Source organism: Micrococcus sp. MS-ASIII-49 (genome assembly GCF_000946635.1).
In the GTDB taxonomy this organism is placed as follows: domain Bacteria; phylum Actinomycetota; class Actinomycetes; order Actinomycetales; family Micrococcaceae; genus Micrococcus; species Micrococcus luteus.
In genome coordinates, this window is the sequence record NZ_JXSP01000084.1 from 14458 (window position 1) to 27685 (window position 13228).

The 13228-nt window shown below is 75.4% G+C and carries 13 protein-coding genes; 6 read left to right on the forward strand and 7 right to left on the reverse strand.

Translation table 11 applies throughout. The features are described 5' to 3' along the window. Positions 1–27: 27 nt before the first annotated feature. The 4 genes from SJ20_RS06250 to SJ20_RS06265 all read right to left on the reverse strand — a co-directional run bounded on the left by SJ20_RS06250 (position 28) and on the right by SJ20_RS06265 (position 4033). Entirely contained in the window at positions 28–414 is a 387-nt protein-coding gene (locus tag SJ20_RS06250) for a WGxxGxxG family protein (protein WP_044659315.1), read from the reverse strand. 140 nt (positions 415–554) lie between these two features. After that, on the reverse strand, positions 555–2132 hold the full coding sequence (locus SJ20_RS06255) for a cell wall metabolism sensor histidine kinase WalK (protein ID WP_235281271.1): 1578 nt from the start codon (positions 2130–2132) through the stop codon (positions 555–557). Between the two features lie 94 nt (positions 2133–2226). Further along, positions 2227–2955, reverse strand: a complete 729-nt coding sequence (locus SJ20_RS06260) for a response regulator transcription factor (protein WP_044659339.1) — start codon at positions 2953–2955, stop codon at positions 2227–2229. A 334-nt stretch (positions 2956–3289) separates the two neighbouring features. Further along, positions 3290–4033: a ubiquinone/menaquinone biosynthesis methyltransferase gene (locus tag SJ20_RS06265; protein WP_044659316.1), complete on the reverse strand. Its 744-nt coding sequence runs from the start codon at positions 4031–4033 to the stop codon at positions 3290–3292. Between the two features lie 202 nt (positions 4034–4235). On the opposite strand from SJ20_RS06265, the gene SJ20_RS06270 reads away from it, so the two are divergent. The 6 genes from SJ20_RS06270 (at position 4236) to SJ20_RS06295 (ending at position 10132) form a co-directional block, all read left to right on the forward strand. Then, positions 4236–5312 carry an iron-siderophore ABC transporter substrate-binding protein gene (locus SJ20_RS06270; protein WP_044659317.1) on the forward strand — a complete coding sequence of 359 codons (1077 nt, stop codon included), beginning with the start codon at positions 4236–4238 and terminating at the stop codon, positions 5310–5312. A gap of 9 nt (positions 5313–5321) precedes the next feature. After that, positions 5322–6380 carry an iron ABC transporter permease gene (locus tag SJ20_RS06275; RefSeq protein ID WP_044659318.1) on the forward strand — a complete coding sequence of 353 codons (1059 nt, stop codon included), beginning with the start codon at positions 5322–5324 and terminating at the stop codon, positions 6378–6380. Further along, positions 6377–7447, forward strand: coding sequence for an iron chelate uptake ABC transporter family permease subunit (locus SJ20_RS06280; RefSeq protein ID WP_044659319.1), 1071 nt, complete (start codon positions 6377–6379; stop codon positions 7445–7447). The genes SJ20_RS06275 and SJ20_RS06280 overlap by 4 nt, the downstream gene beginning before the upstream one ends. Further along, a complete protein-coding gene (locus SJ20_RS06285; RefSeq protein ID WP_044659320.1) occupies positions 7444–8313 on the forward strand; it encodes an ABC transporter ATP-binding protein in 870 nt (289 codons plus the stop codon). Before SJ20_RS06280 ends, SJ20_RS06285 begins: the two co-directional genes overlap by 4 nt. Further along, positions 8310–9365, forward strand: a complete 1056-nt coding sequence (locus SJ20_RS06290) for a siderophore-interacting protein (protein WP_044659321.1) — start codon at positions 8310–8312, stop codon at positions 9363–9365. Before SJ20_RS06285 ends, SJ20_RS06290 begins: the two co-directional genes overlap by 4 nt. Positions 9366–9466: 101 nt before the next feature. Continuing rightward, positions 9467–10132 carry an SDR family oxidoreductase gene (locus SJ20_RS06295; RefSeq protein ID WP_044659322.1) on the forward strand — a complete coding sequence of 222 codons (666 nt, stop codon included), beginning with the start codon at positions 9467–9469 and terminating at the stop codon, positions 10130–10132. Between the two features lie 123 nt (positions 10133–10255). Here SJ20_RS06295 and SJ20_RS06300 read toward each other — a convergent pair whose 3' ends face one another. From SJ20_RS06300 to SJ20_RS06310, 3 genes are all read right to left on the reverse strand, one after another. Then, a complete protein-coding gene (locus SJ20_RS06300; RefSeq protein WP_044659323.1) occupies positions 10256–11035 on the reverse strand; it encodes a Pr6Pr family membrane protein in 780 nt (259 codons plus the stop codon). A 121-nt stretch (positions 11036–11156) separates the two neighbouring features. Continuing rightward, entirely contained in the window at positions 11157–12527 is a 1371-nt protein-coding gene (gene glsA / locus SJ20_RS06305; protein ID WP_044659324.1) for a glutaminase A, read from the reverse strand. 1 nt (position 12528) lies between these two features. After that, a complete protein-coding gene (locus SJ20_RS06310; RefSeq protein ID WP_044659325.1) occupies positions 12529–13191 on the reverse strand; it encodes a GNAT family N-acetyltransferase in 663 nt (220 codons plus the stop codon). Positions 13192–13228 lie beyond the last annotated feature (37 nt).

The window sequence follows — 13228 nt, forward strand, 5'->3', positions numbered from 1 at the left end:
GGGCCGCTCCGGGCGGCCGGGGTCGGGTCAGCGGCCGTCGCCGGTGCCCGGGCGGCGGGTGGCGTCGCCCTCGGTGCGCACGTCGCCGGCGCGGTCGTCCACGCGGTGCACGTCGTGGTCACGGTGCGCGCCGGCCACGTGGTGGTCGCGGCGCACGTGCTCGGCGTGCACCTCACGCTTGCGGCGACCGGCCAGGCCCGCCAGGCCCAGCAGGCCGGCCAGGCCCCACAGGCCCCAGTTGCCGTTGTCGTCCTTCTCCTCCTCCTGGGGGGCGGGCGACTCGGAGGCCGGTGCCGTGGTGGCGGTCTCGGTGGCCGGGGCCGTGGTCTGCGCGACGGCGGCGGGGGCACCGAGGCCGGTGACGACGGCGGCGCCGAGGGTCAGGGCGGTGGCGGTGCGGCGGATGTCAGTCATGATCGTGCTCCTCTCACCGGCGGCCTGCGCCGACCGGCGTCGGGGTGGATCGGCCGGAAGTCCCGGACGACCCTTTCGGTCATACACAGGCACCGTACGCACAGGGGGGTGGGGATACGTCAACGGTTGCCGTCCCGGGGTCAGGGCCGGCCGGCCCGGGCGGAGCCGCAGCAGGAGCCCGCAGCCCCCGGCCCGGCGCGCCCCGGGGTGCAGGGCACGACGACGTCGAAACGCGTCCACCCGCCCTCGGACGCCACGGTCACGTCCCCGCCATGGCTGCGCGCGATCGAGCGCACGATGGCCAGACCCAGACCCGTGGACGGCTCCGTGCCCGAGGCGCTCGTCCGGCCCTTCCCGGGGCCGCGGACGAAGCGGTGGAAGAGGGTGGCGTGTCGGTCGGCCGGGATGCCGCCGCCGTCGTCGTGGACGCTGACGAGCATGAGGCCGGGCCGGGGCCGGTCCTCCCGCACGGAGGCCGTGACGGTGGTCCCGACGGGGGTGTGCTTGGCCGCGTTGGAGAGCAGGTTGCCGACCACGCGGGCCAGCTGCGACCGGTCGCCGGTGACGGACCGCTGGGTGCCCGGCTCCGCCCCCTCGGGCAGGTCCACCACCCATGTGTGGTCCGGCCACGCCGCGCGGGCGTCCATCACGCCCTCGAGGACCACCTCGGACAGGTCCACCTGTTCGGCCAGCGCCACCTCCCCGGAGGGCTTCAGGCCCATGGCCCGGCCGCGCGAGACGGACTCGAGCCGTTCGAGCAGGAGCATGTCGTCCACGAGGGCGGCCATCCGGTCGGCCTGGAACAGCACCCGGTCGAGCGACCGCCGGCCGGTCGCGGAGAGCTCCTCCGTCATCGCGATCATCTCGGCGTAGCCGCGCACCGAGGCGAGCGGCGTGCGCAGCTCGTGGGAGGCGTCCGCCATGAACCGGCGCATCTGCTGCTCCTGCACGCGGCGCTGCTCCAGGGCCGCCTCGACCGAGCCGGTGAACCGGTCGAGCGCCTGGGCGACGACGGCCACCTCGTCCGGCCCCTGCAGGAGCCGAGGCGGCATGCGTGAGTCCTCCGGATCGAGCCCGGCGCGGGCCATGTCCACCTGGGCGACCCGCTCGGCGACGGCGGCGACCTCGCGCAGCGGGGCCAGTCCCCGACGCAGCCACAGGGTCACCAGGATCGCGGTGGTGAGGACGGTGACGGACAGTCCGACGGCGACCGCGAGCAGCGCCTGCCGTGTGACGTCGGACATGGCGCCCGTCGGCGCCCCCACCACGAGCACCTGGTCCGCGGCCACCCAGGGGCCCGGCGCGGTCAGGGTCTGGGCCTGGACGCGATAGGAGACGTCGCCGACGACGGCGTCCAGCATCGGCCCGCCCGGCCGGTCCCGGAGGGCGTGCAGAAGGTCGTGGGCCTCCCGCGCCGTGAGCGGCACGGACTCCCCGGCGTCACCGACCCGGTGCCCGATGAGGGCGTCCTGCTGATGCTCCTCCAGACCGGAGAGCGGGACGAGCGCGACCACCGTGCCCTCGGGCTGGCCGAGGGTGCCCGGCACGCGGAGGTCCCCCTGCCCCGGGCCGCCGTCGCCCCCTCCGCCCGGCGAGGGGGCCGTCAGCTGCTCCGAGGCGCGGATCCATGCTTCGGAGGCGTCCCGGGAGGCGGATTCGGTCAGCAGGGCCTTCGTGATGCCGGCCGCGTAGAACGAGTAGGCCAGGATGGTGGCCATCAGGATCAGAAGGACGCCGGCGCCGATGCGTCGGGCCAGCGACGTGGGCCGCCTGCGGCGGGTGCTGCCGTGCCCCGACGGGACCGCGGCGGTCTCAGGCAGGCCGGATGACATACCCGGCGCCGCGGATGGTGTGGATCATGGGATCCCGGTCCGCGTCGATCTTCTTCCGCAGGTAGGAGATGTACAGCTCGACGATGTTCGCGCGGCCGCCGAAGTCGTAGCCCCAGACGTCCTGCAGGATGCGCTCCTTGGAGAGCACCGTGCGGACGTTGGCCATGAGGAACTTCAGCAGGTTGTACTGCGTGGCCGTCAGCTCGATCTCGTCGCCGCCGCGGGTCACCTCGTGGGTGCGGGTGTTCATCACCAGGTCGCCGACCACGAGCACCTCGGAGCCGCCCGAGACCACGCCGGAGCGCTGCACGAGCCGGTGCGCGCGGATGAGCACCTCCTCCATGGAGAAGGGCTTGGTCACGTAGTCGTCGCCGCCGGCGGCCAGGCCCGCCACGCGGTCCTCGGTCGCGTCCTTGGCGGTGAGGAACATGGCGGGCATCTCCGACCAGTGGGCGCGCAGGCGATCCAGGACGTCCAGGCCGTCCATGTCCGGCAGCATGACGTCCAGGATCGCCAGGTCCGGACGGCCGGCGGTGCCCAGCTCGGCGGCGGTCGCGCCGTCGTGGGCCACGATCACCTCCCAGCCGCAGAGGGTGAAGCCCATGGAGAGCAGGTCGGCGATCATCGGCTCGTCGTCCACGACGAGCACCCGCACCGGCGCGCCGTCCGGGTGCGAGAGCTCGGGCAGGACCTTCTTCAGCTCCGCCATGGATGACGGGCCGGTGGTGCTCTGGATGGGGCTCACAAGGTTCCTCTACGTTCAAGAGACGGTTCACGGTGCCCACGCGGACGTCGCGGGCTGCGGGGGACGAGCGCCTCGCGACGGAGGGGCGACGCCGTTCCGGGGGATGGCGGACGGGCGGCGACCGGAGGCCGGGGGGTGCGCGGATCCCCCCTCGACGGAGCCCCATGCTACGCGGATCAGCCGGGTCGGCCCAGAGTCTTCTCGGATTGCGGACATCAGCGTGACTCGTCACAGCCCTGACGCATCCGGCGGCGCCACCGGGGCCGCCCTGTGCTGACGCCGCGCCGCGTGGCCGGCGTCAGTCGACCGGCTTCATGGCCCAGTGCGTGGCCAGGGTGCCGAACATGTGGGTCTCGTGGCCGATGTTCACGAAGCCGGCCTCGGCGAAGAGGTCCGCGACCTCGTCCGGCGTGTGGAACGCCTTCGTCGAGGAGGACAGGTACGCGTAGGCCTCGGGCCGGTCGGCGATCAGCTTCGCGAGCTGCGGCATCACCCGGTGGATGTAGAAGGAGGAGAACGGCTTGAGCACGTTGTCCGGCGCCGGCGACGTCTCGAGGGCCGCGACCCAGCCGCCGGGCCGCAGCACGCGGAACTGCTCGGCGAGAGTCGCCGGGATGTCCGCGACGTTGCGCAGCAGGTAGCCGTGGGTCACGGCGTCGAACGAGTCGGCCTCGAACGGCAGGTCCGTCGCGTCCGCGACGACCCACTCGATGCGGTCCCCGCCCGCGCGGGCACGGCCGACCTCCATCATCTCGGCGGCGATGTCCGCGCCCACCACCTGTGCGTCGGGGTGCTGCTTGAGCACCTCGAACGCGAGGTCGCCGGTGCCGGTGGCCAGGTCGAGCACGCGGGCCTGCGCGGGGATGTTGGCCCGCGCCACCGTGTGGCGCACCAGGCGCGGCTCCTGACCCCATGTCATGACGGCGTTCATCAGGTCGTAGCGGCCGGCGATGGCGTCGAACATCGCGGAGACCCGGTCGTGGTGGTCGGCGGCGCCGCGCTGCGCGTCGCCGCGCGGGGCGGGGAGGGGGTTCTGGCTCACCAGGCCACCGTATCCCGCCCACCTCCCCCGACGACGCCCCTCACCGGGATTGCACAGGGGCGTTAGGTTGCCCTAACCTTCCGGAGTTACCTCACGTCAGTGTTTGCTAATGCCGGCCCGGCAGGGCCGACGCATCCTCCGACCGCAGACCCGACCCCCTCCGCCCGGCGCCCGCGCGTCGCGACCGTGAAAGGCCACCACCATGGCACCGTCCCCCCTGTCCCGCCGCTCCCTCCTCGCCGGCGGGGGAGTCGGCCTCACCCTCCTGCTCGCCGCGTGCTCCACCGGCCCGGCCGGAGGCTCGGCCTCGTCCTCGTCGGCCGGTGCGTCGTCGTCGGACGCCGCGGGCGGGGACGCCGCGTTCCCGCGCAGCATCGAGCACGTCTACGGCACCACCGAGATCCCGCAGCGCCCGACCCGCGTGGCCACCGTGTCCTGGGTGAACCAGGACGTGGCCCTCGCCCTCGGGGTGGTGCCGGTGGGCATGGCCGCCGTGGAGTTCGGCGGGAACGCGGAGAAGTCCACCGACTGGTTCGACGCGAAGCTCGCCGAGACCGAGGGCGCCCAGAAGCCCGTGCAGTGGTCCGAGGCCTCCGGCATCGACGCCGAGGCGATCGCCGCCGTGAAGCCGGACGTCATCCTCGCCGTCTACTCCGGCATCACGCAGGAGGACTACGACCGCCTCTCGAAGATCGCCCCCACCGTGGCCTACCCGAAGGACGTCCCCGCCTACGGCACCTCGTGGCAGCAGTCCACGGAGGTCATCGGCCGCGTGCTCGGCAAGGAGCAGGAGGCGGAGGAGCTCATCGCGGACCTCGAGCAGCAGATCAAGGACGCCGGCGAGAAGCACGCGGATCTCCAGGGCGCGTCCTTCGTCTACGGCACCATCGACCCCGCCGCCGCGGACCAGATCAGCATCTACACGGACGTGGACAACCGCCCGAAGTTCCTCGAGCTGCTCGGCATGGAGCAGGCGCCGGTGGTGACGGAGAACTCCCCGGAGGACCAGGCGTTCTTCTTCACGTGGTCGCCCGAGCGCGCGGACGAGCTGGAGTCGGACGTGTTCGTCTCCTGGGCCGCCGAAGACTCGGTCCGCGAGGCCATCGAGTCCGACCCCCTGCTGGGCTCGATCCCGGCCGTGGAGGCCGGCGCCCTCGTCCTGCAGACGGACGAGCAGGAGGTCCTCTCCGTCTCCGCGATCTCCCCGCTGTCCATCCCGTTCGCGCTCGAGAAGGTCGTCCCGCCGATCGCCGAGGCCGCGAAGACCGCGCAGGGCTGATCCCTCCCCATGCCGTCCACGGCCCTGGCCTCCCCGGCCCGCGTCCGCGCGGGCGTGCTGATGGGCGCCCTGCCCGCGGCGCTGCTGCTGGCGGCGCTCGTGGCCGGCGTCGCCCTCGGCGCGCGCACCGTGCCGGCGACGACGGCGCTCGACACCCTGGGCGCGGTCATCACCGGGCACCCCGTGCCGGAGGGCATCGAGGCGGCGGCCGTGGCCTCCCGCGTGCCCCGCGTGGTGACGGGGGCGCTCGTGGGGGCCGCGCTGGCCGTGGCCGGCGCCGCCCTGCAGGGGGCCACCCGCAACCCGCTCGGCGACCCGGGGCTGCTCGGGCTCTCCGCCGGCGCGGGGCTGGCCGTGGCGGCGGGCATGGCGCTCGGCGTCGCCGGCTCCACGTTCGGGGTGCTGGCGCTGGCCGCCGTCGGGACGCTGGTCGCGGCGGCGCTCGGCTACGCGGTGGCCGCGGCCGCCACGCGGAGGGGCCGGACGACACCCGGCGCCCCCTCCCCCATGGCGCTCGTGCTGGCCGGCGCCGCGATCACCGCCGGCGCCACCGCCGGCACCACGGCGCTGCTCGTGCTCTCCCCCACGGTCCAGGACCGACTGCGGTTCTGGGCCGTGGGCACGGTGGCCCGCGCCGACCTCGGCGAGGCGCTCGCCCTGGCGCCCGTGATCGCCGTCGGGCTGCTCGCCGCCGTCGCCGTGGCCCCCGGGCTCGACGCCCTCGCCCTGGGCGACGACCTCGCGCACGGCCTGGGCGGGCGCCCGGAGCGGGTGCGCGCGGTGCTGCTGGGCGCGGTCGTGCTGCTCACGGCCACGGCGGTGGCGCTGGCCGGGCCGGTCGGGTTCGTGGGACTGCTCGTGCCCCACGCGCTGCGCCGTCTGCGGCCGCCGAGCACGCGGGCCCTGATGGTCGGCTGCGCCCTGTGGGGCGCCGTCCTCGTGATCCTCGCGGACCTCGCCGGGCGGCTCGTCGTGGCACCCGGGGAGATCCACCTCGGGGTGACCACCGTCCTGCTCGGCGTGCCCGTGCTGCTGGCGCTGCTGCGCCGCCCGGGGGTGGCCGCATGAGCCTCCAGCGCACCGCCGCGGCCGACGTCGTCGCCCGCCTGCGCCGCTCCGACCGGCGCCGCCTCGGATGGGCCTGTGCGGGCCTCGCCGTGGCCGTGCTGGTCCTCGCACTGCTGCGCGTGGTGTGGGGCACGTACCAGGTGACCGTCCCGGACCTCGTGCGGATCCTGGCCGGGGAGACGATCCCGGGGGCGAGCTTCATCGTGCTGGAGGAGAAGCTGCCCCGCGCCGTGGCCGCGGTGCTCACCGGCGCCGCCCTGGGCGCGGCCGGCGCGCTCTACCGGCGCACCCTGCGCAACCCCCTGGCCTCGCCGGACATCCTGGGCGTCACCCAGGGCGCCGCGGCGGCGGTCGTGCTGGGGATGCTGGCGACCGCCGGGCAGACCGGCGGCGGATCGGACCTGACGCGCGCCGCCACGGCACTGATCGGCGGCCTCGCGGCGGTGGTCGCCGTGTTCGCCACGGCCCGCTCGGTGGGCGGCGAACGGTTCGTGGTGGCCGGCATCGCGGTGGCGGCGGCGGGCCAGGCCGTGGTGGCCGGGGCCATGCTCTCGCTGGCCCAGCACGACCTGCAGTCGGCCACCGTCTGGATCGCCGGCTCGCTCAACGGCGTCACGTGGGGGCGCATCGCGCTGCTCGCGGGCGTGCTCGTGGCCGCCCTGCCGCTGGCGGGGGTGCTGCACGCGCGGCTGGCCCCCGCCGACGTCGGCCCGGACCTCGCGCACGCCCTCGGCGCCCGACCGCGCCCCACCTCGGCCGCGGCGCTGGGGCTCGGCGCGGTGCTGGCCGCCGTGGCGACCGCCGTCGTGGGACCGCTGGCGTTCGTGGCGCTGCTGGCCACCCCGGTGGCGCGCGGGCTCACCCGCGGCCTGCCCTCCCTGCCCGCGGCGGCGCTCACGGGCGCCGCGCTCGTGCTGCTCGCGGACCTCGTGGCCGGCGAGGCCGTCCCCCTGCTCACCGGCGCCGCCCTGCCCACCGGTGTGCTCACCGGCGCCGCCGGCGCCCCGCTCATGCTCTGGCTGCTGCTGCGCCAGGGCCGGACCCCAGGAGGCGTGCGCTCCGCATGACCGCTCCCCCGCTCACCGCCCCGTCCCCCGCCGCACCGCGCGCCGGGGCCGCCGACGACGTCGCGATCCGCCTGCGCGGCCTGACGCTCGGCTACGGCCCGGTCTCGGCACCGCCGATCGTCGAGGACCTCGACCTGGACGTGCCCGCCGGGCGCGTCACCGCGATCATCGGCGCCAACGGCTGCGGCAAGTCCACGCTGCTGCGCGGCCTGACCCGCCAGCTCGCCCCGCGCGCCGGGAGCATCGAGGTGCTCGGCCGGGACGCCGCCCGCGTGTCCGCGCGCGACTACGCCCGCACCGTGGCGCTGCTGCCCCAGCATCCCGTGGCGCCCGAGGGCATGACGGTGGCGCAGCTCGTGGCGCGCGGCCGTCACCCGCACCGCGGGCTCCTGGGCGGCCGGGCGGCCGGCGACGACGCCGCGATCGCCTCGGCGCTCGAGCGCACCGACCTCGTCGAGCTCGCCGAGCGCGAGGCCGACACGCTCTCCGGCGGGCAGCGGCAGCGGGCGTGGCTCGCCCTCGTGCTCGCCCAGCAGACCCCGGTGGTGCTCCTCGACGAGCCCACGAGCTACCTCGACCTCAGCCATCAGGTGGAGGTGCTCGACCTGGTGCGCGCGCTCCCGGACCCGCGTGGCGAGGGCCGGGCGACCGTCGTCGCGGTGCTGCACGAGCTGAACCTGGCGGCGCGCAGCGCGGACCACATCGTGGCGATGGCCGCGGGCCGGGTGGTGGCGCAGGGCACGCCGGGCGAGGTGATCGTGCCGGAGGTGCTGGCCGAGGTGTTCGGCCTGGACGCGGACGTGGTGGCCGACCCGCTGCTGGGCCACCCCGTGGTGCTGCCGCGCGGGGCCGGGGACCGCCGATGAGCGCCGACGGCATGATCGTGGTGCACACGCGCGTGGTGTCCGTGGAGCAGCCGTGCCGCGGGTTCCGGCGGATCGTGCTGGCGGGCCCGGACCTGGAGGCCGCCAGCGGGGACCTGCTGGGACTGCTGCCGCCCGGCGTCGCCGACCTGCACGCCCTGTACCGGGGCGCGCGGCCACGCCGGGACGCCTATGTGAAGCTGCTGATCCCCCCGCCGGGCGGGACGTCGGCGGACCCGGACCTGTCCGCCGGGTTCCGCGCCGGGTTCCTGGCCATCCCCGAGGAGGAGCGCGGCTGGATGCGCACGTACACGGTGCGCTCGGCCGGGCTCGTGCGGCTCGACGGGCGGCAGGTGCCCTCGCTGACCGTGGACGTGGTGCTGCACGGCGACCCGGACGACCCCGCCGACCCGCATCAGGGGCCGGGCCTGCGCTGGGCGCGCGCCGTCCAGGCCGGGGACGCGGTGAACGTGCTGGTGCCCTCGGCGGAGGCGCCGGCGTGGTCCGGCTGGCGGCAGACGGGGGCGCACCGGGTGCTGGCCGTGGGCGACGAGACCGCCGTCCCCGCCCTGGTGTCCGTGGCGGAGGAGCTCGCGGACCCGTTCGGCGGGTTCGACGGCGAGGCGGACCTCGTGCTCGAGCTGCCCCACGACGGACAGGCCGCCGACCTGATCGCCGAGCGCCTGGCCGTCCCCGAGCCGTGGGACTGGCGGGCCGTGACGGAGCTGGCGGACCGGGGCCGCGTGCGCCTGCACGTGGGCCGCCGGGCGCCGGGGGCGCCGTCGGGGTCCTGGGCGCACGCCCGCCTCGCCGCCCTGCTGGGCGTGGACCCCGACGACGCCGGCGGGCCGGTCGCGCCGCCCGCGGCCTCCGTCGAGCGCGAGTGGACCGTCGCCGCCCTCGAGGCCGACGAACGGCCCGAGGCCTACGTGTTCCTCGCCGGGGAGTCCGCGATGGTGCGCGCCCTGCGCCGGCTCAGCGTGGGCCCCGGCGGCGTGCCGAAGAAGCACGTCTCCTTCATGGGCTACTGGCGGGAGGGCCAGGCGGAGAGCTGAGGAGCGGGGTGGCGGTCGCGCGCCGCTCCACCCTCGTACCGGCGGCGGGCTCTCCCTACTGTGGAAGTCCAGCACCCGATCGAACCGAAGGAGAGATCCCCATGACCCGCACCGTGATCATCGGCGGCCACGGCAAGGTGGCCCTGCTCGCTGCGCCCCTGCTGGCGGAGGCCGGCCACGACGTCGTCTCCCTCATCCGCAACCCCGACCACGCCGAGGACGTCCGCGCCGCCGGCGCCGAACCGCTCGTCCTGGACATCGAGAAGGCGGACCAGGAGGAGCTGGTCCACGCGCTGCGCGACGCGGACAACGTCGTGTTCTCCGCGGGCGCCGGCGGCGGGGACGCCCAGCGCACCCGGGCCGTGGACCACGACGCCGCCGTCGCCAGCATGCGCGCCGCCGAGGCCGCGGGTGTGCGGCGCTACGTGATGGTGTCCTACCTCGGCGCGTCCCTGCACCACGACGTGCCCGAGGACGACCCCTTCTACACGTACGCGCAGGCCAAGGCCGAGGCGGACGAGGCACTGCGGGACTCCGGGCTGGCCTGGACCATCCTCGGCCCCGGCACCCTGACCGAGGCGGAGCCGTCCGGCCGCATCACCGTGGACCCGGACCTCTCCGACTCCGATGCCTCACAGCGTGAGGCCAGCCGCGGCAACGTCGCCCGCGTGATCGTGGCCGTGCTCGATGAGCCGGGCACGGTGGGCCGCAAGATCGACTTCGTGGACGGCGACGTGCCCGTGGCTGAGGCCGTCCGCGGCGACTGACGCGCCGCCGTCGTCGCCGGCCCTCCCCACCCGCGCTTTCGAACGTGAAAGGGGGCGAATGGGGGCTTTCGAACGTGAGATAGGCCCTCTCTCACGTTCGAAAGCGCCGGGGACGGCCCCTGCTCAGGCCAGGCCGAGGCGGCGGTCCACGGTGCCGAGCACGCCCATGAGCCCGGTGAAGCCGGCCAGGATCCCGGCGAGCACGACGCCCACGCTGCGGCGGCCGAGCCGCGGCACGTCGAGGAACGGGTACGGGTACCAGTCGATGCGGGGTCCGCGCGCCATGGTCACCGCCGCCCACATCAGCGGGATGACCGAGGCCAGCCCGGCGCGCCGCGGCGTGATCTGCCCGCGCGGGTCGAACAGCGCCCACACCGCCGGGGCGAGCACGGGGTTGACGATGTGCTGCAGCGCGTCGTTGAACCGGTAGAGGACGGTGTCCTGTTCGCGGCCGCGCAGCACCGCGTTGTAGACGATCCCCGTGACCATCACCGAGCCGAGGCCGGCGGTGCGCACGGCCCAGAACGCGTCCGACGTGGGCGCCTCACGACGCGCGGCCAGCGTCAGCGACGTGCCCGCGACCAGCGCGTTGGACAGCCACGTGAAGTACGCCGGCTGGTTGAGGGCGTGCGACCAGCCCGCGGGGAAACCGCCCTGATAGCCGACGCCCGGGATCACCATGGAGTCCTTGGACATCCCGATGGGGAACGAGGTCAGGCACCCGATCAGCGGCAGAGCCCCCGAGACCTGCCACGCCAGGCGGGTCCGACGGTCCACCGGCGGCACGGGGCGCGGGCGCAGCCGGGACACGACGGCGTGCGCGATCCGCCCCCGGACCCCCTGCGGGGCGGGACGGGTGCGGCGGACGGAGGGCAGGCTGACGCGGAGGGTGGAAAGGGGCATGGGGGTCGTCCTCGAACGGGGGTCAAGGGATCAGACCGCCCATTCTCACATGAACAGCAGATGAACGAAAGGGAGCGAGACGGAGAACACCGCCGCGTCCCCTCCCGCCCGCGCCGCCGCCTCAGGGGACGGCGGGCTCCTCCAGCGGCAGGATGCGCTCCGGGTCCTCGACCTCCACGCGCACGCCGTCGGCCTGCAGCCGACGCACGCCCTCGGCGATCAGCCGCCGGCCGACATCCTCGATCCGGTCCACCCGCGCGAGGTTGAGCACCACGGTGCGGATGGGCCCGTCGTCCTCGTCTCGGGCGGCCACGGCGGCGGCCTCGTACACCGCCCCGCCGCCGGTCGCGGCCGAGAGCGCCGCGCTGTCCGCCGCGGCCTCCTGCCACCGCGGGTAGACGGCGGCGTCCCACCCGGTGCCGGGCTTCTCCGCACCGGTGTGCAGGTCCGTGAGCGCGTCCAGCACCGCCTCCGCACCGCCGAACCGGATCACGCCCTGCAGGTGCAGGAACACGCGGTCACCCTCCCGCTCCACGAAGCGCACGGCGGTGCCGCCCAGGCTGTCGCCGTCCATGAGGTGCAGCCGGAAGTCCTCGGAGAGGCGGCGGCACGCCAGCACGCCGCGCGCCGAGTTGCCCACCTCGTCCAGGCGCGGGGAGAACACGCCGATCCCCACGCGGCCCGGCAGCGCGCCGAGCACGCCGCCCGCCACGCCGGACTTGGCCGGGATCCCGACGTCGGCGAGCCACTGGCCGGCGGCGTCGTACATGCCGGAGGAGGTCATCACGGACACGACGCGCCGCGCCACGATGGACGGCAGCACGCGCTCACCCGTCATCGGGTGGATGCCCCCGGTGGCCAGGCACGCGCCCATCACGGCGAGGTCCTTGGCGGTGACGAGCACGGCGCACTGCGCTACGTACCCGGCCACGATCTCCTCGGCGGAGTCCTGCAGCACCCCGTAGCTGCGGAGCATGTGTCCCAGGGAGAGGTTGCGGTCCGAGACCGCCATCTCGGACTCGTACGTCTCCCGGTCCACCGAGAGCCGACGCCCGGCGAGCACGGACATGATCTCCACGGCCCGGTCCAGCCGCTCCTTCCGGCTCGCCTCCGGCCCCACCAGCAGCTGGTGCACCGCGAGCGCGCCGGCGTTGATCATGGCGTTGTCCGGGCGGTGCGACTCCACCTCGAGGGAGAGCTCGTTGAAGGCCTCCCCCGAGGGGTTCAGCCCCACCTGCCGGTCCACGGCGGCGAAGCCCCGGTCCACGAGCGCGGCCGCGTACGTGAACGGCTTGGACACGGACTGGATGGTGAACTCCACGTCCGCGTCCCCCGCACAGTGCAGCCGCCCGGTGGGGGTGGCGAGCGCGATGCCGAAGCGGTCCGGGTCCGCCTCCGCGAGCACGGGGATGTACTGGGCCGTCTCGCCCGGGTTCACGGCGCCGAGCTCGGTGATCAGGTTCGCCAGGTAGTCGGGGATCGGGTGTCTCATCTCAGGCCTCCCAGCGCAGACAGGTCAGGGGCTCGCCCCCGGGCACGGGCACGTGGCCGGTGGCACGGAAGCCGAGCCTCTCATAGAACGGGACGGTTGCGGGCACGGACGCCTCCAGGTGTACGGGCAGGCCCGCCGCGCGGCGCTGGCCGTGGCGCACCAGGGCGCTCGCCGCCCCGCGTCCACGGGCGGACGGGACGGTGCCGACCTCCTCGAGGTACCAGTGCCGGCCCGCCGGGCGGGCCCGCTCGCAGGCGGCCTGGATGCGCTTCAGGGCGAGGGTGTGGCGGCCGTGGACGGCGACGGCGGCGGGCAGCCCCGCCACCAGGCCCGGCACGTCGACCCCGCGGGGTGTGGCGGGGGAGGTCCACACGGCGGCGCCGAGCAGCGTGCCGTCGTCGGCGTCCACGGCGACGTCCACGGCGCCGAGCGGGGCGCCGTCGGCCCCCGCGCGCAGCCCGTGGCGCACGGCGGCGGTGAACTTGCGCTCGAGGCGGGCCTCGCGCCGGTCCTCGGGCACGAGCCCGAGCGTGTACGGGTCCGTGGCGAAGGCCTCGGCGAGGACGGCGCCCACGCGGTGGACGGTGTCCTCGCGGGCTCCACCCGGGCGCAGGGTGAGCACGTGGACGCGGGGGCGCGGCGCAGCGGGGTCCGGGAAGGTCATGGCCGCCAGTCTAGGGACGGGGCCGGACGCGTCATCG

Bases quoted from the DNA above. Each gene is read 5' to 3' on its own strand.
- SJ20_RS06250 (WP_044659315.1), bottom strand. From the start codon at position 414: ATGACTGACATCCGCCGCACCGCCACCGCCCTGACCCTCGGCGCCGCC.
- SJ20_RS06255 (WP_235281271.1), bottom strand. From the start codon at position 2,132: ATGGCCACCATCCTGGCCTACTCGTTCTACGCGGCCGGCATCACGAAG.
- SJ20_RS06260 (WP_044659339.1), bottom strand. From the start codon at position 2,955: ATGGCGGAGCTGAAGAAGGTCCTGCCCGAGCTCTCGCACCCGGACGGC.
- SJ20_RS06270 (WP_044659317.1), top strand. From the start codon at position 4,236: ATGGCACCGTCCCCCCTGTCCCGCCGCTCCCTCCTCGCCGGCGGGGGA.
- SJ20_RS06275 (WP_044659318.1), top strand. From the start codon at position 5,322: ATGCCGTCCACGGCCCTGGCCTCCCCGGCCCGCGTCCGCGCGGGCGTG.
- SJ20_RS06280 (WP_044659319.1), top strand. From the start codon at position 6,377: ATGAGCCTCCAGCGCACCGCCGCGGCCGACGTCGTCGCCCGCCTGCGC.
- SJ20_RS06285 (WP_044659320.1), top strand. From the start codon at position 7,444: ATGACCGCTCCCCCGCTCACCGCCCCGTCCCCCGCCGCACCGCGCGCC.
- SJ20_RS06290 (WP_044659321.1), top strand. From the start codon at position 8,310: ATGAGCGCCGACGGCATGATCGTGGTGCACACGCGCGTGGTGTCCGTG.
- SJ20_RS06295 (WP_044659322.1), top strand. From the start codon at position 9,467: ATGACCCGCACCGTGATCATCGGCGGCCACGGCAAGGTGGCCCTGCTC.
- SJ20_RS06300 (WP_044659323.1), bottom strand. From the start codon at position 11,035: ATGCCCCTTTCCACCCTCCGCGTCAGCCTGCCCTCCGTCCGCCGCACC.
- glsA (WP_044659324.1), bottom strand. From the start codon at position 12,527: ATGAGACACCCGATCCCCGACTACCTGGCGAACCTGATCACCGAGCTC.
- SJ20_RS06310 (WP_044659325.1), bottom strand. From the start codon at position 13,191: ATGACCTTCCCGGACCCCGCTGCGCCGCGCCCCCGCGTCCACGTGCTC.